Source organism: Devosia albogilva (assembly GCF_042685625.1).
Classification (GTDB): Bacteria; Pseudomonadota; Alphaproteobacteria; order Rhizobiales; family Devosiaceae; genus Devosia; species Devosia albogilva.
Genome location: NZ_JBHUNP010000001.1, coordinates 3,490,572 through 3,513,022, shown reverse-complemented (window position 1 = coordinate 3,513,022; position 22,451 = coordinate 3,490,572). Strand labels below are relative to the sequence as shown.

At 64.9% G+C, this 22,451-nt stretch carries 18 protein-coding genes; 8 read left to right on the top strand and 10 right to left on the bottom strand.

Translation table 11 applies throughout. From position 1 onward, the window contains the following. Positions 1-4: 4 nt before the first annotated feature. The 4 genes from ACFSX5_RS17540 to ACFSX5_RS17525 all read right to left on the bottom strand — a co-directional run bounded on the left by ACFSX5_RS17540 (position 5) and on the right by ACFSX5_RS17525 (position 3,488). Entirely contained in the window at positions 5-277 is a 273-nt protein-coding gene (locus ACFSX5_RS17540; RefSeq protein ID WP_386835162.1) for an EscU/YscU/HrcU family type III secretion system export apparatus switch protein, read from the bottom strand. Then, positions 274-1,164, bottom strand: a complete 891-nt coding sequence (fliK, locus tag ACFSX5_RS17535; RefSeq protein ID WP_386835683.1) for a flagellar hook-length control protein FliK — start codon at positions 1,162-1,164, stop codon at positions 274-276. The genes ACFSX5_RS17540 and fliK overlap by 4 nt, the downstream gene beginning before the upstream one ends. An 855-nt stretch (positions 1,165-2,019) precedes the next feature. Beyond that, the gene (locus tag ACFSX5_RS17530) at positions 2,020-2,694 is read right to left on the bottom strand and encodes an exopolysaccharide biosynthesis protein (protein ID WP_386835161.1); all 675 of its coding nucleotides are present in this window, start codon (positions 2,692-2,694) and stop codon (positions 2,020-2,022) included. Between the two features lie 50 nt (positions 2,695-2,744). Then, positions 2,745-3,488: a glycosyltransferase family 2 protein gene (locus tag ACFSX5_RS17525; RefSeq protein WP_386835160.1), complete on the bottom strand. Its 744-nt coding sequence runs from the start codon at positions 3,486-3,488 to the stop codon at positions 2,745-2,747. A gap of 160 nt (positions 3,489-3,648) precedes the next feature. Here ACFSX5_RS17525 and ACFSX5_RS17520 point away from each other — a divergent pair, with 160 nt between their 5' ends. Both ACFSX5_RS17520 and ACFSX5_RS17515 read left to right on the top strand, forming a co-directional pair. Continuing rightward, positions 3,649-4,425, top strand: coding sequence for a FecR family protein (locus ACFSX5_RS17520; protein ID WP_386835159.1), 777 nt, complete (start codon positions 3,649-3,651; stop codon positions 4,423-4,425). 11 nt (positions 4,426-4,436) lie between these two features. Next, on the top strand, positions 4,437-5,246 hold the full coding sequence (locus ACFSX5_RS17515) for an ion channel (RefSeq protein ID WP_386835682.1): 810 nt from the start codon (positions 4,437-4,439) through the stop codon (positions 5,244-5,246). A gap of 6 nt (positions 5,247-5,252) precedes the next feature. On the opposite strand, the gene ACFSX5_RS17510 is transcribed toward ACFSX5_RS17515, so the two are convergent. The 4 genes from ACFSX5_RS17510 to ACFSX5_RS17495 are packed head-to-tail and all read right to left on the bottom strand — an operon-like array spanning position 5,253 to position 10,229. Then, complete coding sequence (locus ACFSX5_RS17510) at positions 5,253-7,949, bottom strand: ATP-binding protein (protein WP_386835158.1); 2,697 nt, start codon at positions 7,947-7,949, stop codon at positions 5,253-5,255. Further along, positions 7,949-8,119 (bottom strand): hypothetical protein, encoded by a 171-nt coding sequence (locus ACFSX5_RS17505; RefSeq protein WP_386835157.1) that lies wholly within the window; start codon positions 8,117-8,119, stop codon positions 7,949-7,951. Before ACFSX5_RS17505 ends, ACFSX5_RS17510 begins: the two co-directional genes overlap by 1 nt. 46 nt (positions 8,120-8,165) lie before the next feature. Continuing rightward, a complete protein-coding gene (locus tag ACFSX5_RS17500; protein ID WP_386835156.1) occupies positions 8,166-8,549 on the bottom strand; it encodes a response regulator transcription factor in 384 nt (127 codons plus the stop codon). 57 nt (positions 8,550-8,606) lie between these two features. Then, positions 8,607-10,229, bottom strand: a complete 1,623-nt coding sequence (locus ACFSX5_RS17495; RefSeq protein ID WP_386835155.1) for a helix-turn-helix domain-containing protein — start codon at positions 10,227-10,229, stop codon at positions 8,607-8,609. A 190-nt stretch (positions 10,230-10,419) separates the two neighbouring features. Here ACFSX5_RS17495 and ACFSX5_RS17490 point away from each other — a divergent pair, with 190 nt between their 5' ends. From ACFSX5_RS17490 to ACFSX5_RS17470, 5 genes are all read left to right on the top strand, one after another. Next, a complete protein-coding gene (locus ACFSX5_RS17490) occupies positions 10,420-11,784 on the top strand; it encodes a substrate-binding protein (RefSeq protein ID WP_386835154.1) in 1,365 nt (454 codons plus the stop codon). Between the two features lie 154 nt (positions 11,785-11,938). Beyond that, entirely contained in the window at positions 11,939-12,970 is a 1,032-nt protein-coding gene (locus ACFSX5_RS17485; RefSeq protein WP_386835153.1) for a branched-chain amino acid ABC transporter permease, read from the top strand. 3 nt (positions 12,971-12,973) lie between these two features. After that, on the top strand, positions 12,974-14,113 hold the full coding sequence (locus ACFSX5_RS17480; RefSeq protein WP_386835152.1) for a branched-chain amino acid ABC transporter permease: 1,140 nt from the start codon (positions 12,974-12,976) through the stop codon (positions 14,111-14,113). Between the two features lie 10 nt (positions 14,114-14,123). Further along, a complete protein-coding gene (locus tag ACFSX5_RS17475; protein ID WP_386835151.1) occupies positions 14,124-14,888 on the top strand; it encodes an ABC transporter ATP-binding protein in 765 nt (254 codons plus the stop codon). 14 nt (positions 14,889-14,902) lie between these two features. Next, complete coding sequence (locus tag ACFSX5_RS17470) at positions 14,903-15,658, top strand: ABC transporter ATP-binding protein (protein WP_386835680.1); 756 nt, start codon at positions 14,903-14,905, stop codon at positions 15,656-15,658. An 820-nt stretch (positions 15,659-16,478) separates the two neighbouring features. On the opposite strand, the gene ACFSX5_RS17465 is transcribed toward ACFSX5_RS17470, so the two are convergent. Continuing rightward, entirely contained in the window at positions 16,479-18,521 is a 2,043-nt protein-coding gene (locus ACFSX5_RS17465) for a CHASE2 domain-containing protein (RefSeq protein ID WP_386835150.1), read from the bottom strand. A gap of 146 nt (positions 18,522-18,667) precedes the next feature. Here ACFSX5_RS17465 and ACFSX5_RS17460 point away from each other — a divergent pair, with 146 nt between their 5' ends. Next, positions 18,668-20,668, top strand: coding sequence for an aldo/keto reductase (locus ACFSX5_RS17460; RefSeq protein WP_386835149.1), 2,001 nt, complete (start codon positions 18,668-18,670; stop codon positions 20,666-20,668). A 77-nt stretch (positions 20,669-20,745) separates the two neighbouring features. Here ACFSX5_RS17460 and ACFSX5_RS17455 read toward each other — a convergent pair whose 3' ends face one another. Continuing rightward, positions 20,746-22,374 carry a CTP synthase gene (locus tag ACFSX5_RS17455; RefSeq protein WP_386835148.1) on the bottom strand — a complete coding sequence of 543 codons (1,629 nt, stop codon included), beginning with the start codon at positions 22,372-22,374 and terminating at the stop codon, positions 20,746-20,748. Positions 22,375-22,451: the final 77 nt, after the last annotated feature.

Here is a 22,451-nt window from a genome sequence, read left to right as displayed (position 1 = left end):
CACATCAGCGGCTGGAATTGACCCGCAACACATAGCCGATCACCACCGCCACCGCCTCGTACAACTCGATGGGAATGGAGTCATCGAGCTCTATCCCGCTCAATGCTTCGGCCAACACAGGGTTGGTCTCGACAACCACCCCGTGTTCCTCGGCCAACGCCACGATGCGCTCGGCAAGCAGCCCCCTCCCCTTGGCAACCACGCGCGGTGCCTCGGTTGTGCCCTTCTCGTACTGCAGCGCAACGGCGAGCGCGCGTGGAGCCCGAGCGTCGTTCATCGCAGCGCATCCAGCAGGTGCTGACTTGGAGAGGAGGTCGGCGGCGGCGCGGGTTCGCCATGCCGGACCAGCAACGATCCAGGTTGGAGCCCCGCGGCAACGAGACCGGAACGGAGCAGTTCGATCTCCGCCTGCAGAGCCGCGGCAGTGGCTTCCTCGGTTGCCCACAGCATCACGCCGACATTGCCGGCCCGGAGCGACACCTGCGCCCCGACTTCGCCCATCGCGGGGAGGTTGATGGCGAACCGCATCTGCCATCCGCGCTCGGCCGGGCCGCCCTCCCGGCTCTCCGCCTCCTGGCGGATCTGCAGATGCAGCAGCGCCTGATAGCTCCCGACCATGACCGGCAGGTCGAGTGTCATGGCCGGCGCAGGTCGCCCATCCGCATCGGGAAGCGCAGCATGCTGATGAAGACGCAGTCGTGCTAGTGCCGCCTCGCTGCGATCGAGCGCCTGACGGCCGATCTCTTCGATGGAGGCCGCAGGATCGGGGGCAGCCGCGGGTTGCAGATCCGGCACTCGCGCGCGGGGCGTCATGCCGCGGACCGGTGGCGGCACAGGGGCCGCTGCCGCGATCGGTTGCTGGCTGGTTCCGAGCCATTTGCCGAGCGCGTCCCGCAGCGCCAGCAGGGCCATCTTGCCATCTGCGGCAGGTACGTTGGTCGCACCAGCAAGGCGAGCCTCCGAGAACACACCGGAGTTTGCCACGGCCTGCTTCAGTGCCGCACCGGTCAGGGTGGTGGCGCCACCGAACTCCATGCGGCTCGACAGCACCTGTTGCGCCGCCTTCATCACTGGTTCCGGCAGACCAGTGCGCACAACCAGCGCGGTCAGAGTGGCAGTCAGCGCCGTCGCCGCGCCTTGGCGGGGCAGCGCCGCCTGGACCATCTGGGCCAACGCCTGTTGCGGCGTGGTGGCCGCCGCGTTGACTGCTTGACTTGTGCTTGGCGGCGTCGCGGCAGGTGAGGAAGCAGTGGGGCTTGCAGGGGCGACCAACGATGGTGGCTGTCGGAGAGCCGTCGGCGAGGCTGGCAAGTTCGCAGCTGCCGGGGTCGGAGTGGTTCCGTTCGCGCTTGCAAGCACTGGAGCCTGAACCTGGCTCGTGGTCAGTGCCCTGGCCGCGGCACCTGCTGCGGTTGGCGCGACTGCACTCTGGGCTGCGGCACCCTTCGAGTCGGGGCTGACGGCCGTCGGCAACGGCCCCGCCGGCGCCTGTCCGGTTCCGGCGGGCACGCCCGCCACCTCGACACGCGTCGCCACAGGAGCAGCGACTTGGGGTGATACAGGTGCCGCAGCCGGGGCCAAAACGGCAGGAGCCTGGGTGGCAGGGGGCGGCAAGGGTTGTGAGGTCGGGCCCGAGGCCGGAGCAAGGGATGCGGCAGGCTGTGCGCCGGCGGTCGGTGCCGCCGTCCCAGCCGCGGCCGGCGGTGGTTGCACCGATAGCCGTATCTGCGGAGTAACCGCTTCTACCTTCAGCTTCAGAATGGCCCCGGCTTGGGCCGGTTCGGCGAGCAGAAGGTTCAGCAACTGGCCTTGGAGCTCGACCCGCATGGTGCCGCCGGTCCCCGGACCGACCACCTTGGCGTCGAGCACCTGTCCGGCCTGAAGTGCAAGTGCCAGCGAGGGCGGGTTGCGCAACAGCGTCGCTACCTGCGGCATGACCGGCATCTGCATCGAGATCGACATCCGCGGTCGGCTCCGGGCTTACCCGGTCAGCCTTGCGGTCGAATCGTTAACGATTGGTCACGACACGAACGGCAGCTGCCAGCCGAACACGTTGCTGAGGACGAACAGCGCGCTCCAGGCGAGCGCCAGCACCACGCCCCAGACGATCACCACCGCCACCACGGCAAGGATCATGCCGATGATGATCCACACGCCGTCGCGCTCGAGCACGCCGAGCGCCAGCACGCAGATTGTGAACGCCGGCAGCATGTTGCCGAGCGGGATCGGCAGGAACAGGATCACCGCCAGGATCAGGCATACCAGCCCGACCACATACTCCGCCGGTGGGCGCGCCAGTTGCTGCAGCCGTGGGCGCATCAGGCGCTCTGCCTTGGCGAGCCAGGGAGCGGCGAGGTCCACGACCTTTTCGAATTCGTGGCGCGACAGCGAGCGGTCGGTGATGACCCGCGGCAGCCACGGGCGCTGTCCGAGCATCAACTGAAACGACAGGAAGATCAGCGGCGCTCCGAGAACAGCGGAAACGCCCGGCGGCACCGGAATGGCATTCGGCACCGCGAAAATGAACATCAGCGCGCCGATCGCCCGATGTTCCATGGCGTGGAGCAGGTCTCCGATGGAGATCCGTTCGCGCGTCCCGTCTCTGGCAATCGCCCGCAGAATGGCCGACAGCCGGTCGGCGCCCTCGTCGGGAGCGACATGGTCGATATCGATTGCCGGATCGGTCTGCGCCATGTGCCCCCCATCGTTTCTCCCAAGGCTAGCGTCGGAGAGTTACACGCCCGTTATTGCCGCCGTATGTCGGTGTAGTCCTTGGTTGCCGGCCTGCCGCGGAAGGTCACCCAAAAGAAGTTGAGCGTATAAGTCGCTGCAGTCTTGAATACGCCTTCCTTTTCAAGCCTGCGGCCGGAGGTCTTCATCTTCAGCTTGAAGGTCCATTTGACTCCGCCGACCCTTGACAGCCGGACGGCAACATCGGTGTCTTCGCCGAAGAACTCGATGGAGCGATCGTACCCGCCGACATCGGCCCAAGCCTGACGCTTGAACACGAAATTGCCCCCCTGCACCACCGAGCCGACCCGGAGCACGTAGCGGTTCACCAGGTAGATCAGCTTGGTGAGGACGTAGAACGCCTCGACCAGGAAGCGATTCCAGCCGCTCAAATCATAGTAGATGTAGGGACCGGACAAACACACCAGGCCGCCGTCGCGCTCGAACTCGCTATAGACGGTATCGAGCCAGCCTTCCGGCACCATGGTGTCGGCGTCGATATTGGCGACGAGGTCGTACCCCGCGCTAGCGGCAAAGCCGGCGTCCCGTGCATTCACCAGGCCCTTCTTGGGCTCGTCCACCACCTCGACGCCGGGGAAGCTGCGCGCGATCTCGCCGGTGCGGTCCGAGGAAGCATTGTTGACGACGATGATCCCGGCGGGCCGCCCGCTGCGTGCGACCTCGGCCACGACGCTCTCGAGGCATTTGCCGATCAGGGCCTCCTCGTTATAGGCCGGAATGACGAATGCCAGTTTCATGCTGCCTCTTGGCGCCGGTCTCGATTCCTTCGGACATAGCCGTTGGCAGGATCGCCCGCAACTGCGGCTATGGAACGGGAGATTGACGCCGGGAGCGCTTCAGACGACGATCATGCCGCATTCAGACATCGTTCATGCACGTTCATCCAAGGATCACGTCATGACCACACTGCTGCGACATAGCTGGCCCGCACTCCTAGCCATCCTCTTGGCGCCGCTCGCCTTTTCGGCACACGCCATGGCCACCCAGGGAACTGCCGTCGACGTCGACCCGGACGCCCATGCCCGCGGCACCACCGGCCAACGCACCCTCGTCGTCGGCGCCGATATCACCGTCGGCGAGACGGTGATCACCGGTCCACAAGGCGTCGTGCAGCTGCTTTTCGACGACCAAACCCGCATCGTCGTCGGCCCCGGCAGCGCCCTTACCATCGAATCCTACCTGCTGGCCGGCCCCGGATCGGCAAGCAAATTCGCCGTCGACGCGCTGGGCGGAACCTTCCGGTTCCTCAGTGGAAACAGCCCGAAACCGGCCTATTCCATCACCTCGCCCACCGCCACCATCGCCATCCGCGGCACCAAATTCGACTTCGACGTGGACCGGAGCGAAACCCGCGTGATGCTCTACGAGGGCGCGGTCGAGCTCTGCTCGCGCTCGGGCGGATGCACCGAGCTGGTGAACCGCTGCGACATCGGCGTCGCCGCGTCAGCCGGCGCCGTACGGTTCGGCCCGCGAGATGCCGAGCGCGTGCCGATCAGCCTGAGGTTCCGCTACGCCCGTTTCCAGCAGCCGCTGCTGCCAGAGTTCCGAGTCGGCGGCACCGTCCGCTGCACGGAACCGGTCACGGAAGCCGGCGTTCCCGAAGCGGTCGGCACGGACGGCGTTCCCGGAGGGCGTCCGCCCCCTCCGCCGCCGGTTCGCCCACAAGGGCCGTAGGAGGCTGAATCCTGGACGCAAAGACGAGGGCTGAGGAGGCGGAATCCGGGCGCGTCGCCCGCCTGAGAAGCCAGCTCCGGGTGCTGTACCACGGACAATCGCCGGCGGCCCTGCGCTTCCAGAGCGCCGTGCTGCTGGTGGATCTCGCCATCATCGGCTTCTTCATCGCCAGTCCGTTGCTGCGCGATGCCAAGCACTTCCTGTGGATCGATCTGTCGATCGCAGCGCTGCTGACGCTCGACCTGGTTGCACGGGCCCTTGCGTCCAAGCACGTCTTGCGGTGGCTGCGCCAGCTTCCGGTGATCATCGACATCTTCATCCTGGCGACGCTGCTCGCCCCCGCCTGGTTCTTCAACTTCGGCTTCCTGCGCATCCTCAGGCTCTGGACGCTCACCCGCAGCAGCGTGTTCTGGCGCCCGTTCCTGAAGCGTGGCCTGGCGATCTATCGCGAACCGATTCAGGCCGTGATCAACCTGTTCGTGTTCCTGTTCGTCGTCACCGGCTTCGTCTACACCGCCTTCGCCGGCAACGGCCGAGGCGACATTCACGGCTATGTCGACGCTCTCTATTTCACCGTCACAACCGTGACCACTACGGGGTTCGGTGACATCATCCTGCCGGGCACCTTCGGCAAGCTGACCTCGATCGTCATCATGATCATCGGCATTTCGTTGTTCGTGCGCCTGGCGCAGGCGATCTTCCGCCCGGCGAAGGTCCACTTCCCCTGCCCCGAATGCGGCCTGCAGAAGCACGAGCCTGACGCCGTTCACTGCAAGGCCTGCGGCCATCTGCTCAACATCCCCGACTCGGGGAACCACTGACCGGCGCTACTTCGCCACAGCCAGTTTCACTCGGAAACAGGCGCCTGAAAGGGGGCTGGACACCAGGTCCAGCGAGCCGTTCATGCGCGCGACGATCTGGCGCGAGATCGCGAGCCCAAGCCCGGCCCCGGCCTGTTCCACCATGCCACGCTCGCCGCGGGCGAACTTTTCAAAGATCAGGTTGCGTTCGGTCTTCGGAATGCCGGGCCCGTTATCGGCAATGTCGACGACATAGTGGCCGGTGCGGATGGCGGAGTTCACGCGCATAACCGGCTTGTCTGCGTCATTGTATTTCACCGCGTTGGAGATGACGTTGATGAATACCTGGCAAAGCCTGTCGGCGTCGCCCTCGATGATCGTTGTGCCGGCGCGTTCGCCGAATTCGACGTGCATGCCGCGTTGCCGCAGCAGGGCTTCGCACACCGCCAGGGCCCGGTCCAAGGCCGCCTCCGCATCTACCGGAACGTTCTCCCAGCTACGCTCCCCCCGTTCCAGTGCCGACAGGTCCAGGATCTCGTCCAGCAATCGCGTCAGTCGCACGCTCTCCTGGTGAATGGTGCGGACGAAATGCGTGCGCTGGCGCTCCTCGATCTCCGTTCCATCCAGCAAGATCTCGGAAAACGAGCGGATCGAGGTCATGGGGGTGCGAACCTCGTGGCTCACCTGGCTCAGGAACTCGTCCTTCTGGCTATCGAGCTCCCGCAACTGGGCGTTCACCTCCTCGAGCTGCTGCGCTGTCGAGCGCAGTTCGGCCGAGGTTTTCTCGAGCTGCTGGGAATACTGGATTACCTGCTGGGTTTCGTCCGCCATCTGCATCATCTCTTCGAGCGAGACGGCGGTGCCGGAAACCACCTTGGACAGCATCACGTGGGCGGAAGCCGCGCCGATGGCGCCAGCAAGCTCTCGCTCGAGCCTGTCGATGAAATCCGGGGAGGGCTCGAGCATGTCTGGCTCCACCCCGAGGTCCCGCGCCTCGGCCTCGAAGAGCGCCACGGCCCGTCTTTCCCCGAGCACACGTTCGGCCACGAAATAGAGGTCGTTGGCGGTGGCAGATCCACGGACGAAGCTGCCTCGGGGGCCTCCGCGCCGGAAAACGTCGACAAAGACGCTGGCCTGTACCCGTTCTAGTGCCGACTGGCTGGTCAGCAGCGACATTGTGGTCAAGGTCAGGACATTGATCGTGAGGCTCCAGAACGCCGCGTGCGCCAGCGGGTCGAGGCCATCGAGTCCGAACATGGCTTCCGGGCGGAGCCAGGATATCCCCCAGGGCCCTTCACGCAGCAACGTGGCCACCTGGGGTGAAACCGACTCGAATGACGGCAGGAAGCTGCACCACACCCAGAAGGCAAAGCCGAGAGCAATGGCGCTGGTCGCCGCCTTGAGCGACGCCTCACGCCAAAACAGGGCCGCGATCACCGCCGGGAAAAACTGCGCGATCGCGGTGAAGGAGATAAGGCCGATCTGCGCCAGGCCATCCGAATCTCGAGCGAAGAAGAAGTAGGAGAGCCCAAGCGACAGGATCAGTACGATGGAAAAGCGGCGGGCCGTCAGCAGCACCCGCGTCATTCCCTGCCCCTCGCCTCCATCGCCTGAACCGAACCGCAGGATCAGGGGCATGATGATGTGGTTCGACACCATGATCGACAGGGCGATGGATTCGAGAATGATCATCGAGGTGGCGGATGAAAATCCGCCGATAAAGGCAAGCAGCGCCAGCAGATCCTGATCGAACGCCATGGGCAGGGTCAGGGCGAACATATCGGGATTGGACCCCGGTGGCATCGTCGTCAGCCCGATCACGGCGATGGGCAGGATGAAGATGCTCATCAGCAGCATGTAGGCGGGGAACGCCCAACTCGCGACGCGCAGGTGGCTTTCGTCCGAGTTCTCGACCACCGTTACCTGAAACTGCCGCGGCAGGCAGACGATGGCGGCCACCGACAGCAGCAGCGTCGTAAACCAGCGTGCATCGAAGGTCTGGTCGGAATTCACCTGCACGCCGACGGCGGCGGCCTGGCTGAATATCGCTTCGAAGCCACCGCCGACATAGACCACGAAGGCACCGACCGCGACCAGCGCGGCGAGTTTCACCACCGCCTCGAAGGCGATGGCGGCGACGACGCCGTGATGCTGTTCCTTGGCGTCGAGATGCCGCGTGCCGAACAGGATGGTGAAGAGCGCCATGCCCGCCGCAACACCCAGGGCCAGTGTACCGTCGTCGATGCCGGCAAGACTGCCGTGACCGAATTCCGAGGCGCCGGCTACGGCCTGGATGGACGAGGTCACGGCCTTGAGCTGCAGCGCGATGTAGGGGGCGATGCCGATAACGGCGATGCAGGTGACCAGCACCGCTAGCCGGCTGGACTTGCCGAAGCGGGAGGACAGCAGGTCGGCAACGGAGGTAATGCGCTGCAGGTGACTGATCCGCACGAGCCGCCGCAACAGGAACCACCAGCCGACAAAGACCAGCGTGGGTCCGAGATAGATGGTGAGGAACTCGAGTCCGCTACGCGCGGCATTCCCCACCGCGCCGTAGAAGGTCCAACTGGTGCAGTAGACGGAAATCGACAGCGTATAGACCGCTGGCGAGTGCAGGAACGACTTGGGGTTGGTTCGGGCGCGCCGGTCGCCGAAATAGGCCAACACAAACAACAGGCAGACATAGCCGATCGCGGTGGCAATGACGAAGTCCGCCGAGAGCATCAGCGCTCACTCTCCGGGGCTTCAGGGTCCGAGTCCGGGGGCACTGCGCGTGTCATCACCGCTGTGCCTACGATCAGCAGGAACCAGAGTCCAAAAAGGTAGAATACGATCAACGGCACACCGAAGACCGTCAGCGGCTGATTGAAGACGTACACCAGTGGCGGCAGCATGAGGGCTCCGCCCAGTGCCACCAACAGGAACATACCCCCGACGAGTTTACGTTGCGTCGGCATCGTCGCCCAGCAGGTGCCTGACAGCGCCCACGACCTCGGCATTGGCATAGGGCTTTGTGACGAAGCCATCCGCGCCCAGTTCCTCGGCCGTGCGTCGATCCTGCTGTTGGCCTTTGGCGGTCAGGATAAGAACCGGCAGGCTGCGTGTTGCCGTCTCGCTTCGCAATTGCTTCAGCACGTCGAACCCGCTGCGCCTGGGCAGCATGACGTCGAGCACGAGCATACGCGGCTGCAGCGTCCTGACAGCTTCGAGTGCTGCCTCGCCGTCGCTGACCGAGCTGATGGTCCAGCCGGCGCGCCTCAGAATGAAATCGAGCGATTCCAGGATGCTCGGCTCGTCCTCGGCGATGAGTATGTCGATTGCCAATTTCCCCCCTTGTCGCCCGCGGTCTCCCCTCCGCGAACACTTTTCAGTAAATCGCAATCAGGCAGGCTCGCCAAGTGGCCTCTCCGGCACCACCAGCGGACCGCGGAGCCCCGGGACGGTTCCCGCCGGGGACAACGCCTCTTCCTGTCGTGCCGGGCAGTCATGGCGGGTACAAAGCCGGCAACTCGGCCCCACCAGCACGTCGGCCTCCCGGTCCGCCAGATCGAGTCCGGCTCCGTAGACTGTTCGATCTGCGTGCAACACGTCGCAGGCCAGCATGACGGAGGACCAAACCATAGGTTCCTTGAAGGCGGCGGAACGCCGTTGCGCCGTGCGAGCAATGAACAGGTATCGCGACCCATCGGAAAAGCGCACCGCCTGCCGTACGATCATCTCGGGCTGCCTGAACGCACCGTAAATGGCCCACAACGGACAGGCATGGCCACTATTGGGGAGCAGCAGGCCGGGTAACGGGAAGTGTTTGGTCAATCGGCCGGCCGGGTCGGAGCGCAGAAATCCGAAAGGCACGCCCTCGGCACCGGGCCGTCTCAGCGTCACTAGCCGATGTGCGACCTGTTCGAAGCTCGCGCGATAGTCCTGCCGCAGATGGTCGATGTCATAGCGACACGACTCTGCATCGGACAGGAAGCTCTCATAGGGCAGCACGATTGCGCCGGCGAGATAAGAGCCGAGGGCGCGCGCCGCCAGCCGTCGTGCCGTTGGCGCCTGCAACTGAGAGGCGTCAAGCTCCTGATGGACCGCATCCTGCGCCGCGAGTTCGCCGAACAATCGCGCTAGCTGGAACTGACGGGTCGCAAGTGTCGTGGCGCCATGAAACCACATCGAGCGCGTGGCAGCATGGTAGTGATATTGCCCGGGGTAGCCCGGCACGGGAGCTGCACCGCCGATCCGGATATGAACGCCGAAGCGGGTGCTCAACTGGTCAGAGAGAGTGGCCACTCCGAATGAGCCGAACCGATCCAGTTCAGCACGGAGAATTTCGGCCACTGACTCCAGCCTGGGGAAGTAGTTCTGGCGTTCGATGATCAGATCATCGATCTCTCTGGCCGCCGATACGCCCCGCTGGTTCTGGCTGGACACGTCGAACTGGCCGATGAGGTTGCGCGCGACATCGGTCAGGGCCAGGGCCTCGCGGCCGATGGCGGCCACGAACCGGGCGCGTTCCTCCTCCCCCAGGTCCGGGACGTCGGCCAGGATTTCCGCACTGGAGCGGATTGCCGTGATCCCCGAAAGAACCTGGTGCAACAACTGGCTCAGCAGCGGGTCGGACCGTAGCCTGTCGGCAAAGGCGTCCGCGTTCGTCCGGGCAGCGGCATAGGCGCGGTGCAGCCTCGCCAGCGCTGCCGCGCTCGCCGGATACTGCGCCACCAACTCGCGTCTTTCGTCCGGCTGAAACGGCAGCGACTCAAGCATGGGATCAGCGAATGCTTCTTCGAGATCCTGCAGCAGTTTCTGCTCGGCGCGACCGGCGAGGTCGTCGATATCGATGTCAAGCTGGGCCGCGATGCGGTTGAGCAGGGCTCCGCCGACGTCCCGCTTGTTGTTCTCGATGAGGTTCAGATAGCTCGGGGAAATGCCAACCAGGCGAGCCAGGGCCGCTTGGGAAATCCGCAACGATTTCCGCCGGTTGCTGATGCGGAATCCGATGGGTGCACGCACGTGCCGCCCCTCCCCCTCTGCACCGGGAGTCAATGAGTTGACACTTCTACGGCGCTTTCAGCACAAGTATTTACAGAATTACGCTTGGATTACAACGACGTGTTGCGCCCCTTTGCAGGTCGGACTCATAATCGGCCAGCGGTGAGCCATTGGCTATGTACCAATTGCCCCGCGCCAAAGGAGGAAATCGATGACAGCTTTCAAGCGTGGCTTTAGCCGCCGCCGTGTGCTGCAGACCGGCATGGCCGGCATCCTGAGCACTGGCGTCGCGCCAATGATCTTCACCAAGGGCGCCTGGGCCCAGGAACAGGACTTCTGCAACAACCCCACCGGTGACACCGTCACCATCGGGCTGAACCTGCCCCTCACCGGTGCCTATGCCGAAGAAGGTGCCGACGAGCAAAAGGCCTATGAGCTGGCGATTGCCCACCTCAACGGTGAAGGTGATGGCGGCCTCATCAGCGTGATGACTCCTTCGGCGCTCAAGGGCAACGGCATCCTGGGCAAGCGCGTCACCTACGTGTCCTCGGACAGCCAGACCAAGTCCGACGTGGCCCGCGCCGGTGCTACCCGCATGATCGAGCGCGATGGTGCCATCATGATCACCGGCGGTTCGTCCTCGGGCGAAGCCATCGCCGTGCAGGGTCTGTGCCAGGAGATGGGCGTCATCTTCATGGCCGGCCTCACCCACTCGAACGACACGACCGGCAAGGACAAGCGTCGCTACGGCTTCCGGCACTTCTTCAACGCCTACCAGTCCGGCATCGCGCTCGGCCCGGTGCTTGGCCAGGAATACGGCAACGAACGCCGCGCCTACCACCTGACCGCCGATTACACCTGGGGCTGGACCCAGGAAGAATCGATGATCGCGGCCACCGAGGCTCTCGGCTGGGAAACCGTCGCGGCGGTGCGCACCCCACTCGGCTCCACCGACTATTCGCAGTACCTCACGCCGATCCTCAACTCCGGCGCGGACCTGCTGATCCTCAACCACTACGGCCTCGACATGGTGAACTCGCTGCCACAGGCCGTGCAGTTCGGCCTGCGTGACCGCGAAGCCAATGGCAAGCAGTTCGAGATCGTGACGCCGCTGATCTCGGAACTGATGGCCAAGGGCGCCGGCGAAGCGGTGCGCGGGGTCTTCGGCACCTCCAACTGGCACTGGAACCAGCAGGACGCGGGCTCCATCGCCTTCACCAAGTCGTTCGGTGCTGCCTATGGCTCGCCGCCGTCGCAGGCCGCCCACACCGCCTACGTCCAGATGCTGCTTTACGCGGATGCAGTGGAGCGCGCCGGCACCTTCTATCCGCCGGCGGTGATCGCGGCACTCGAAGGGCACGAGTTCGACGGCATGGGCAACGGCCCGACGCTGTACCGCGCCGAAGACCACCAGTGCATGAAGTCGGTTCTCGTGGTCCAGGGCAATGAGAGCCCGACCAGCGAGTTCGACGTCTTGAACGTGATCCAGGAAGTCGGTCGCGACGTCACGACCTATGACCCGACGATCTTCGGTGGCGAGCTCGGTCCGGCAGAGCCGGTTCCGCTCTGCGCCTGAGACAGCAGTCGGTCTCATCTGCAGTCGTCCTCGTCCGGCCACGCTGGGGCGATCCATGGCCATCAGGTCCGTGGATCACGAGGGGCAAGCGAAGTGCAGGACGAGTGCGAAGAGCCGGCGGCTTGCCGCCGGCTCCCTCTGATCGGAGCACGTCATGTTCGAAGTCATCTTTCTTCAATTCCTCAACGGGCTGGACAAGGGCGCCGCGTACGCGCTGATTGCCCTCGGCCTGACGCTGGTGTTCGGCACGCTCGGCGTCGTCAACTTCGCCCATGGCGCTCTGTTCATGCTCGGCGCCTTCTGCGCCGTGCTGGTGCGCCAGCTTCTCACCTTGGAAACGGTCACGATCGATCCGACCCAATTGTCGCCCTGGGGCGCACCACTCGAGGTGCGTGAACCGCTGGTGCAGGCCTGGCTCGGCGACTTTGGCGCCGTGCTGGTGAACTACTCGGTGCCGGTGGCCATCATCGTGACCATCCCGATCATGCTGGTGATCGGCATCGTGCTCGAGCGCGGCATCATCAAGCACTTCTACAAGCGCTCGCATGCCGAACAGATCCTGGTGACCTTTGGCCTCGCCATCGTGGCGCAGGAAGTGATCAAGGCCTTCTTCGGCCCCAATCCCATTCCGCAGCCAATGCCCACCGACCTGCGCGGTGCCGCCGATATCGGCGCCTGGCTCGGCATGCAGGCCAATGTCATCACCTACCCGATCTGGCGGCTGGTCTACTTCCTGTTCGCCGCCCTCGTGATCGGTGCCGTGTTCGCCTTCCTGCAGTTCACCACCTTCGGCATGGTGGTCCGCGCCGGCATGGCCGATCGCGAGACCGTCGGGCTGCTCGGCATCAACATCGACCGGCGCTTCACCATCGTGTTCGGGCTCGCCGCCGTCGTCGCCGGCATGGCGGGCGTCATGTACACGCCGATCCTGCCGCCCAACTACCACATCGGCATGGACTTCCTGGTCCTCAGCTTCGTGGTGGTCGTGGTCGGCGGCATGGGATCGCTGCCGGGCGCCGTAGCCGCCGGGTTCCTGCTCGGTATTCTGCAGTCCTTCGCCTCAATGAACCAGGTGAAGGCCGTCCTGCCCGGCATCGACCAGATCATCATCTACCTGGTTGCCGTGGTCATTCTACTCGTCCGCCCGCGTGGTCTCATGGGCCGCCGCGGTGTGATGGAGGCCTGATAAATGAACGTGATGCCCCGCAACGACCTCTTTCTCTTCCTCGGCTTCACCATCGTCGTGCTGGCGATGCCGATCTGGCTCGCGCCGTTCGGCGCCGCCTACCCCGACCTGCTGCAGCGCTTCATGATCTTCGGGCTCTTCGCCGTCGGCTTCAACATCCTGTTCGGGCTCACCGGCTATCTCAGCTTCGGCCACGCCGCGTTCTTCGGTGTGGGCTCCTATGCGGCGGTGTGGTCGTTCAAGCTGTTCACGCTCGACGCCCTGCCCGCCATGATCCTCGCGATCCTGGTGTCCGGCGTGTTCGCTCTGGTGATCGGCTATCTCAGCCTGCGGCGCTCCGGGATCTACTTCTCGATCCTCACCCTCGCCTTCGCGCAGATGAGCTACAATCTCGCCTACTCGGTACTGACACCGATCACCAATGGCGAAACGGGTCTTCAGCTCACCATCAGCGATCCGCGCCACTTGGACCGTCTGTTCGGCGAAGCCGCGCCCGGCCAGCCGGTCCCGACCCTGCTCGGGCAGTCGCTCGGCGGCTATGCCGGCTTCTACTTCTGCGCCGGTTTCCTGATCCTGGGCTTCTTCATCGCCCAGAGGATCAGCGGCTCGCCATTCGGCATGATGCTCAAAGGCATCAAGTCCAACCAGACGCGCATGAACTACACCGGCTTCAACACCAAGCCATACACGCTGGCAGCCTTCGTGATCTCGGGGATGTATGCGGGCCTCGCCGGCGCGCTCCTTGCCGTCACCGATCCGCTGGCCGGTGCCGAGCGCATGCAGTGGACCGCCTCGGGCGAGGTAGTGCTGATGACCATCCTGGGCGGCGTGGGAACGCTCGTCGGGCCGGTGATCGGCGCCTGGCTGATCAAGTATTTCGAGAACATCCTGTCGGCGCTCAACGACCAGGTCCTCGCCCGGTTCTACAGCTTCCTGCCGGAGGGATTTGCCGACACCATGGTCACCATCACCTCCAAGTTTGTGGGTGAGGGGTGGTTCCTGACCCTGGGGCTCGTGTTCGTCCTCGTCGTGGTGTTCCTGCCCGGCGGCATCATGGAAGGGGTGCGGCGCCTCTGGCACTGGGTGAACCGTCCCCGCGGGCCAAAGGGCACCGCCGCCGTCCGGACCCAACCCGCTGAGTGATGAGGCAGCCATGACCCAACCCAATATCGTCCTGCACGTCGCTGACGTTCACAAGCGGTTCGGAGGGCTCCACGCCCTCGCCGACATCGACCTCCAGATCGAGGCCGGCAAGACCCACGCCATCATCGGGCCGAACGGGGCCGGCAAGTCGACACTGCTCAACGTCATCATCGGCAAGCTCGCCCCCTCCAGCGGGCAGGTCGTGTTCGATGGGACTGTCCTGACCGGTCGCAAGCCGCACCAGATCAATCAGCTCGGCATTGCCCGAGTGTTCCAGACCCCGGAAATCTTCTCCGACCTGACGGTGCTGCAGAATGTGATGATCCCGGCACTGGCGAAGCGCGATGGCGCCTTCAAGCTCAACATGCTGCGCTCGCTGGAGAGCGAGACGGCCATCCGCCAGGAAGCCGAGGACATGCTCCAGGATGTGGGCCTGACCGGCCGCATAGCCAGCCATGCCGGCAGCCTCAGCCGAGGCGACAAGCGCCGCATGGAACTGGCTATGTGTCTGATCCAGCACCCTCGTCTGCTGCTGCTCGACGAACCGACAGCGGGAATGAGCCGGCACGACACCAACACCACCATCGAACTGCTCAAGAAGATCAAGGCGCGCGGGATGACCAAGGTCATCATCGAGCACGACATGCACGTCGTGTTCTCCCTCGCCGACAAGATTTCCGTGTTGGCCCAGGGCCGCATCATCGCAGATGGCACGCCCGATCAGGTCCGCGGCAATCCCAAGGTGCAGGAAGCGTATCTCGGAGGGGCCCACTGATGAGTGCAATCGCCATGCAGAACGACATCGTCAGCAGCAGCAAGGCCGCAGAGGTCGAGACCACGCGCCCCTTCCTCAGCGTCCGTGATCTGCACGCCTATTACGGCGAGAGCTATATCGTGCAGGGCGTGTCCCTGGACGTCCGCAAGGGCGAGATCCTGGCGCTGCTCGGCCGCAATGGTGCAGGCAAGACCTCGACCCTGCGTACGATCGCCCGCACCGACAACCCGCAGATGCGCCAGGGCGAGATCTGGCTCGACGGCCAAGCCATTCACCGCATGAAGAGCTTCGAGGCGGCGCGGGCGGGCATTCAGCTGGTGCCGGAGGATCGCCGCATCATTCAGGGGCTTACCGTCGAGGAGAACATAACCCTCGCCAAGGTCTCGCCTGGGAACGGCTGGAGCCTCGAGCAGATCTACGAGAGCTTCCCGCGCCTGGCAGAGCGGCGCAAGCAGGAGGGCGTGACTCTTTCGGGCGGCGAGCAGCAGATGCTGGCGATTGCCCGCGCTCTGGCGCGTGATCTCAAGCTGCTGTTGCTGGATGAACCTTACGAAGGTCTCGCCCCCGTGATCGTGCAGGAGATCGAACGCATCCTGCACTCGATCAAGCCGCTCGGCATCACCACGATCATCGTCGAGCAGAACGCCATCGCGGCCCTGAAGCTCGCCGACCGCGCCGTCATCCTCGACACGGGCGAAGTCGCCTTTACCGGCTCGGCCAAGGAAGTCCTCGACAACGCCGATCTGCGGCAAGAGTACCTGGCCATCTGAACCCCTGGACCTCTCGGTCCAAAGGCATTTCCGCCGATCTCACCCTCTCCCCAATGCCGAGAGGTCCAGGGTAATTCTTCCCATCCACAAAGGCATTCTGGCCCCGCCGGGGCCCTTCACCACCCTCGCCCCACCCTCGATGTCACCCCCCCGAAAGCGGGGGCCCATCTCGAGATGCCCCCACGGCCGCCAGGTGGTTGTACAAAACACCTCAGGCTGGATTCCCGCTTTCGCGGGAATGACACCGAGTTGTTTCGGGCTGGCATCCCAGACACCGCTCTCTCCTCCCCCTCCCCCGCGCGCGGGGCAAAGGTGGGGGGCCCCTCGCCCCTTCACCACCCTCTCCCCACCCCGGTGTCACCCCGGCCTCGAGCCGGGGGCCATCCCGAGATGCCCCAACAGCCGCCAGGTGGTTGTGCAAGCATCTCAGGCTGGATTCCCGCTTTCGCGGGAATGACACCGAGTGCGTTGCAAGGTCATGTGCAAGCCCCGCGCCGCCCCACCGTTGTCTTCCCACAAGGCGAGGTGGCGATGAACACAAGCCGGCCGGAGCCAAACCGCTTGGCAAAGTAGGGAGGTAGGGGCACCCTCAACCCTTCACCACCCTCTCCCCACCCCCGGTGTCACCCCGGCCTTGAGCCGGGGCCCATCCCGAGATCCCTCAACGGTCGCCAGGTGGTGGTGCAAGCACCTCAAGCTGGATTCCCGCTTTCGCGGGAATGACACCCGAGTGCTTCCTGGCTCGCACCGCTCTCTCCTCCCCCTCCCCCGCAAGCGGCGGAGGTAAGGTGGGGGGTTTGCGTCCACCACCCCCATCCCATCACCCCGCCATCACCGCTCCGAATCTCTCCGCCAGCGCGGCATAGAACGGCCCAAGGCCTGCATCGACGCCCTCCGCAACCGCGCGACACTCCGCCAGCCGGGCGGTCGCCAGATCCCCCCGGCGCAGGTCATCCAGCAATTGCCCGTGGCACTCCTGCAGCCGGCGGAAGGCCGCTCCCGCCGCCATCTCGGAAGTTCCCACCAGCAGGTATGTCTCCAGCGGCGCGCTGACGCCGCGCAGGGTGACCGGCCCACCGGGCAGCAAGGCGAGATCGCCGACCTCCGCGGCAACGGCAGCGGTCACCAGGATGTCATAGCCGACAACTTTGCTGGCGCCCTCCAGTCGGCTGGCCACGTTCACCGTGTCGCCGATGCAGGAGTAGTTGAACCGCTCTTCGAACCCGACATTGCCCACCAGGGCTGGACCGGTGGCAATGCCGATGCCGATCCCGACCGGGGTCGGCTCCCCCTGATTGTGACGTCGCAACGCCGCACGCATCTCAAGGGCAGCCAGGCAGGCGAGCCTCGGATGATCCGGAACGTCCGCAGGCGCATTCCAGAAGGCCATCACGGCATCACCCATGAACTTGTCGATGGTGCCCTGCCGGGAGAGGATGGCCGACCCCAGAACAGCAAAGAGTCGGTTGAGCGTGTCGACCAATGCTGCCGGCTCGGTGCGCTCGCTGAGGGCAGTGAAGTTCCGGACATCCGAGAACATCACGGTGATGTCCCGCAACTCGCCTCCCAGCCGCAGAAGTCTGCCGTCCGTTTCGATCCGCGACAGCAGCGATGGAGCGACGTAATGGGCGAAGGCCCCGCGGATCCTGCGCTTGTCAGCATCAACCACCGCGAACTGGAACAGGGCCATCGCGGCAAAAGTGATGATCAGTGCGAGCATGGGAAAGGTCGCATCCAGCAGGACCAGGTTGTTGGCAAACGACAGCCAACTGCTGGCGGCGATGGCCACGCCAACAGTCAATGCGAAGGCTGCCCCGGCGATCGCCCCCGCGACGGGCAAAAGCACGATGACCGCACCGCAGGCGGCCACAACCATGAGGATCTCGATTCCGGCAGTCCAGTCGGATCGATGCAGGAATGTGCTGCTCAGCATCTGCTCGATGGCCTGAGCGTGGATCAGCACTCCCGGAACGGCCTCGCCCAAGGCTCCAGCGCGGAGATCACCCAGACCAGCCGCGGTGGCGCCCACGAGGACGATGTGCCCAGCGATCCGCTCCTGCAGACCGGGCGCGCCTGCGAGCACTTGGTGCGTGGGAATCAGCAGGCTCTTGTCCGGCAGCCGATAGTAGAGCCAGAGATCGCCGCTGGGGCCGGTTGGAACATCGAACGCCCCTACCCTCAGCGATCCCAGATGTCCTTGAGAATCGACGTGCAGTACCAAGGTCGGCCCGCCCTGTGCCAGCCTCAGTGCTTCCACTGCCAGCGCCGCAGCGGGCTCCCCGTCGGCATCCCACAGCAGCGGCAGCCGCCGGGCCGTGCTGGCGCCGTCGCGGTCGAGATTGGCCACACCCCGTCCGGCTGCCGCTTCCCCCAGGACCGGTAATGGTGCGGCGACAGCGTCAAGCGGCGGCAGGGCGTCGACTCGGTCGCCTCCCACCATTGCGAACCCGCCCCGTCCCCGGGGCGGCGGATCACCACCCGGCGCGCGAGCCATCGCCAGAACGGTCGGCGCCTCCGCCAGCGCCCGGGCGAATTCGGTATCTCCGCCGCTGGGCTCAGCTTCTGGGAACAGCACGTCGTACACGACGACGGCCGCACCGAGGTCGAACAGAGTATCGGTCAGCTTCGCGAGGAGTTCGCGAGGCCATGGCCACTGGCCGAGTTGCGCCAGTGAAGGCTCGTCGATCGCGACGACGCGCAGGGGTAGTCCTGTGGGTGCGGAGCGTGGCTTGAGCTGCTGGTATAAGTCGAACGTGGCCTCGCGCAGCACCCGAACTGGGGTCGGGTCGGCCAGACGCACCACCAGCAGAGCGCAGACCACTAGGCCACCCATGAGCATGGCCGGTAGATGCCTGCTCCGCATTTACTTCGCGACCATCAGTGCTGCCGGAACCCCCCATGCCATTCCCGCACCCCCATCTGCGCAAAAGCTCTTGCCTTGCCGTGCGGTTAGCTTAGGAACCCACGAGAGGATTGAAAAGGCGCCAGTCGACGCCTCCGGGGGAGTACATGACCAAGAAGATTCGGTGGGGCATCATCGGGCCGGGCAGCATTGCGAAAGCATTCCGCGGCGGCGTTCTGGGTTCCGCGCATTGCGAGCTTGCCGCTGTCGCCACCCGCGACCCAGGCCGCGCCAGCTTGGCCGAGGACTTTCCTGGCGTCCGTGTCGTGCACGGCTACCAGACGCTGCTCGATGATCCGGAGATCGACGCCGTCTATATCGCCGTACCCCACACCGGTCATGCCGAATGGGCCATCAAGGCAGCCAAGGCCGGCAAGCACGTGCTGGTGGAAAAGCCGCTGGCGCTCTCGGCGCATGAGATCGGCGCCGTCTTCCACGCCCACCGCCAGGCCGGCACCTTCGCCGGCGAAGCGTTCATGTATCGCCTCCACCCGCAGACGGGCAAGCTGCTCGAGCTGATCCGCAGCGGCGCCATCGGCGAGGTGCGCATGATCCAGTCGAGCTTCGGCTTCCAGATGCCGCGCTTCATGCCGGAGCACCGCCTGTTCGCCTCGGAATTGGCTGGTGGCGGCATTCTCGATGTCGGTGGGTACCCGGTATCAATGGCGCGCCTGATCGCGGGCGCCGCAACGGGCCAGCCCTTCGCCGACCCGGTGAAGGTCCGGGGTACCGCCAAGCTCAACGCCGAAGGCACCGATGACTGGGCCGCGGCCGTGCTGACCTTCGAGAACGGGATCGTAGCGCAGGTCGCCTGCGCCGTGTTCGTCAATCTCGACAACGTCCTGCGCATCCACGGCTCCGAAGGCCGCATCGAAGTGCCGGACTTCTGGTTCGCCGGTGGCGACCGGACCAAAGGTCTCGGTCGCATCGACATCATCAAGGGCGGCAAGACCGAGACGATCAGCGTCGGCGAAGAGCGCCACGTCTACTCCTTCGAGGCCGACGCAGCGGCCGAGGCGATTCTGGCCGGTCGGCAGGAGTTCGCCGCTCCCGGCATGAGTTGGGCCGACAGCCTCGGCAATGCCCGCGTGCTCGATCTCTGGCGCAAGGATGCGGGCATCGAGTTCGTCGTCGAGACACCGGAACGGCGCACGCACACCATCGACAATCGCCCGCTGGGTGAGAACAAGGGCCCCATCGCCAAGCGGAGCGTGCCGCGGCTCGGCAAGCCGGCCTCCGTCGTCGCCCTCGGTTTCGAGGATTTCCGCACCTTCAGTTCCGGCGCCATCATGCTGGATGCCTTCTGGGAGCGCGGCGGCAATATATTCGACACCGCCTTCGTCTATGGCGCCGGCTACACCGAAACCCTGTTCGGCCACTGGCACCGCAGCCGCGGCACCCGCGACGGCGCCGTCGTGATCGGCAAGGGCGCGCATTCCCCGCTCTGCTACCCGGACGTCATCGGCAAGCAGTTGACCCAGTCACTGGACCGTCTGCAGACCGACTATGTCGACGTCTACTTCATGCACCGCGACAACCTCGACGTCCCGGTCGGCGAGTTCGTCGATGCCATGGATGCGGAGGTGAAAGCCGGCCGGATTCGCGGTCCCTTCGGCGGCAGCAACTGGACCCGCGAGCGCTTCGACGAGGCCATTGCCTATGCCGAGCGCACCGGCAAGACCAAGCCGATGGCGCTCAGCAACAACTTTGCCCTCGCCGAGATGCTGGAGCCGATCTGGGCCGGTTGCGTCACGGCCTCGACGCCGGACTTCAGGCAGTGGCTGATCGACCGGCAGGTGACCAACTTCTCCTGGTCGAGCCAGGGCCGCGGTTTCTTCACCGACCGTGCCGGTCGCGACAAGCGGGACAACGAAGAGCTCGTCCGTTGCTGGTACAACGAGCAGAACTTCGGCCGGCGCGACCGGGCCATTGAGCTGGCGCAGAAATTGGGCAAGAGCCCGATCCATGTCGCGCTCGCTTATGTGCTGGCGCAGCCCTTCCCCAGCATCCCGCTGATCGGGCCGCGCACCCTCGACGAGCTCGACGACAGCCTCAAGGCGCTCGACATCGCGCTCACGCCCGAGCAGCTTGCCTGGTTGGCTGGTTAAACGTCACGGAATCGCTGCGTTCCGTCGCTCACGGGTAACGGAACGCAACATAAAGCGCTGCAAAGCAGAGCCGGAAACTAGACCAGCCGGCTCTGCTCGATGGCCGCGGCGATGAAGCTGGCGAACAGCGGATGCGGCTCGAACGGCTTGGATTTCAGCTCCGGATGGAACTGCACGCCGATAAACCAGGGGTGGTCGGTGCGCTCCACGATCTCCGGCAACTTGCCGTCGGGCGACACGCCCGAGAACAATAAGCCGTTCTTTTCCAAGACCTTACGATAGTCCATGTTGACTTCGTAGCGGTGCCGGTGGCGCTCGGAAATGCGCGTCGAACCATAGATGTCCGCCACCCGCGACCCGCGGGTCAGTTGCGCCGGATAAGCCCCCAGCCGCATGGTGCCGCCCAGATCCCCCTCCGACCCGCGCACTTCCTTCTCGTTACCCTTCACCCACTCGGTCATCATCCCCACGATCGGCTCCTTGGTCGGTCCGAACTCGGTGGATGAGGCATTGCGGATACCGGCGGTGTTGCGGGCAGCCTCGATGCAGGCCATCTGCATGCCGAAGCAGATGCCGAAATAGGGCACGTCCTTGGTGCGGGCGAAGCGGGCCGCCTCGATCTTGCCCTGGGCTCCACGTTCGCCGAATCCGCCGGGCACGAGGATGCCGTGGACATGTTCGAGATAGGGCGCCGGATCGTCGCGCTCGAACACCTCGGAGTCGATCCACTGCAGGTTCACCTTCACCTTGTTGGCAATGCCGCCATGGGTCAGGGCTTCACTGAGGGATTTGTAGGCGTCCTTGAGGCCGGTGTACTTGCCGACGATGGCAATGTTGACCTCGCCCTCCGGATTGTGGAGCCGGCGGGAGACTTCTTCCCAGGCGGTCAGGTCCGGAGCGGGCGCATCGGTGATGCCGAAGGCGGCGAGGATCTCGCGGTCCAGGCCTTCCCGATGGTAGGCCACCGGCACGTCGTAGATGGAGCCGACGTCGAGACCCTGGATAACGGCGCTCTCGCGCACGTTGCAGAAAAGCGCCAGCTTCTTCTTGTCGCTTTCCGGGATCGGACGGTCGCAGCGCACCAGCAGCACGTCCGGCATGATGCCGATGGAGCGGAGTTCGGCCACCGAGTGCTGGGTCGGCTTGGTCTTCAACTCGCCCGCCGAGGGGATGTACGGCATCAGCGTGAGATGAAGATAGGCGGCGTGACCGCGCGGCAGGTCGTTGCCGAGTTGGCGGATGGCCTCGAAGAACGGCAGCCCCTCGATGTCGCCGACGGTGCCGCCGATCTCGACGAGGACGAAGTCGAACTCCTCGTTGCCGTCGAGCACGAAGTTCTTGATGGCGTCGGTGACGTGCGGGATCACCTGCACCGTCGCGCCGAGATACTCGCCCTTGCGTTCCTTGGCGAGGATGTCGGAGTAGATCCGGCCGGTGGTGATGTTGTCTTTCTTGTTGGCGGCGCGGCCGGTGAAGCGCTCGTAGTGACCGAGATCGAGGTCGGTCTCGGCGCCATCGTCGGTGACGAAGACCTCACCGTGCTGGGTGGGCGACATGGTGCCCGGGTCGACGTTGAGATAGGGGTCGAGCTTGCGAAGGCGGACCTTGTAGCCGCGCGCCTGGAGCACCGCGCCGAGTGCTGCCGAGGCGAGCCCCTTGCCCAAAGAAGAAACCACGCCACCGGTGATGAATACGTACCGAGCCATGGGCGCTCACCTTAATCATATCGTCTTCGATTCGGAGAGCCGCGAGCCGGCTTCTCACACAAAAGAAGAAGGGGATG

What these genes read in the sequence shown, in the direction of transcription:
- ACFSX5_RS17505 (WP_386835157.1), bottom strand. Translation starts at nt 8,119, where the DNA reads ATGCTGCCGCCACTGGTGTACGTCTTCAATCAGCCGCTGACGGTCTTC.
- ACFSX5_RS17460 (WP_386835149.1), top strand. Translation starts at nt 18,668, where the DNA reads ATGACCAAGAAGATTCGGTGGGGCATCATCGGGCCGGGCAGCATTGCG.
- ACFSX5_RS17480 (WP_386835152.1), top strand. Translation starts at nt 12,974, where the DNA reads ATGAACGTGATGCCCCGCAACGACCTCTTTCTCTTCCTCGGCTTCACC.
- ACFSX5_RS17490 (WP_386835154.1), top strand. Translation starts at nt 10,420, where the DNA reads ATGACAGCTTTCAAGCGTGGCTTTAGCCGCCGCCGTGTGCTGCAGACC.
- ACFSX5_RS17520 (WP_386835159.1), top strand. Translation starts at nt 3,649, where the DNA reads ATGACCACACTGCTGCGACATAGCTGGCCCGCACTCCTAGCCATCCTC.
- ACFSX5_RS17455 (WP_386835148.1), bottom strand. Translation starts at nt 22,374, where the DNA reads ATGGCTCGGTACGTATTCATCACCGGTGGCGTGGTTTCTTCTTTGGGC.
- ACFSX5_RS17530 (WP_386835161.1), bottom strand. Translation starts at nt 2,694, where the DNA reads ATGGCGCAGACCGATCCGGCAATCGATATCGACCATGTCGCTCCCGAC.
- fliK (WP_386835683.1), bottom strand. Translation starts at nt 1,164, where the DNA reads ATGGTCCAGGCGGCGCTGCCCCGCCAAGGCGCGGCGACGGCGCTGACT.
- ACFSX5_RS17465 (WP_386835150.1), bottom strand. Translation starts at nt 18,521, where the DNA reads ATGCGGAGCAGGCATCTACCGGCCATGCTCATGGGTGGCCTAGTGGTC.
- ACFSX5_RS17510 (WP_386835158.1), bottom strand. Translation starts at nt 7,949, where the DNA reads ATGCTCTCGGCGGACTTCGTCATTGCCACCGCGATCGGCTATGTCTGC.
- ACFSX5_RS17525 (WP_386835160.1), bottom strand. Translation starts at nt 3,488, where the DNA reads ATGAAACTGGCATTCGTCATTCCGGCCTATAACGAGGAGGCCCTGATC.
- ACFSX5_RS17470 (WP_386835680.1), top strand. Translation starts at nt 14,903, where the DNA reads ATGCAGAACGACATCGTCAGCAGCAGCAAGGCCGCAGAGGTCGAGACC.
- ACFSX5_RS17485 (WP_386835153.1), top strand. Translation starts at nt 11,939, where the DNA reads ATGTTCGAAGTCATCTTTCTTCAATTCCTCAACGGGCTGGACAAGGGC.
- ACFSX5_RS17475 (WP_386835151.1), top strand. Translation starts at nt 14,124, where the DNA reads ATGACCCAACCCAATATCGTCCTGCACGTCGCTGACGTTCACAAGCGG.
- ACFSX5_RS17540 (WP_386835162.1), bottom strand. Translation starts at nt 277, where the DNA reads ATGAACGACGCTCGGGCTCCACGCGCGCTCGCCGTTGCGCTGCAGTAC.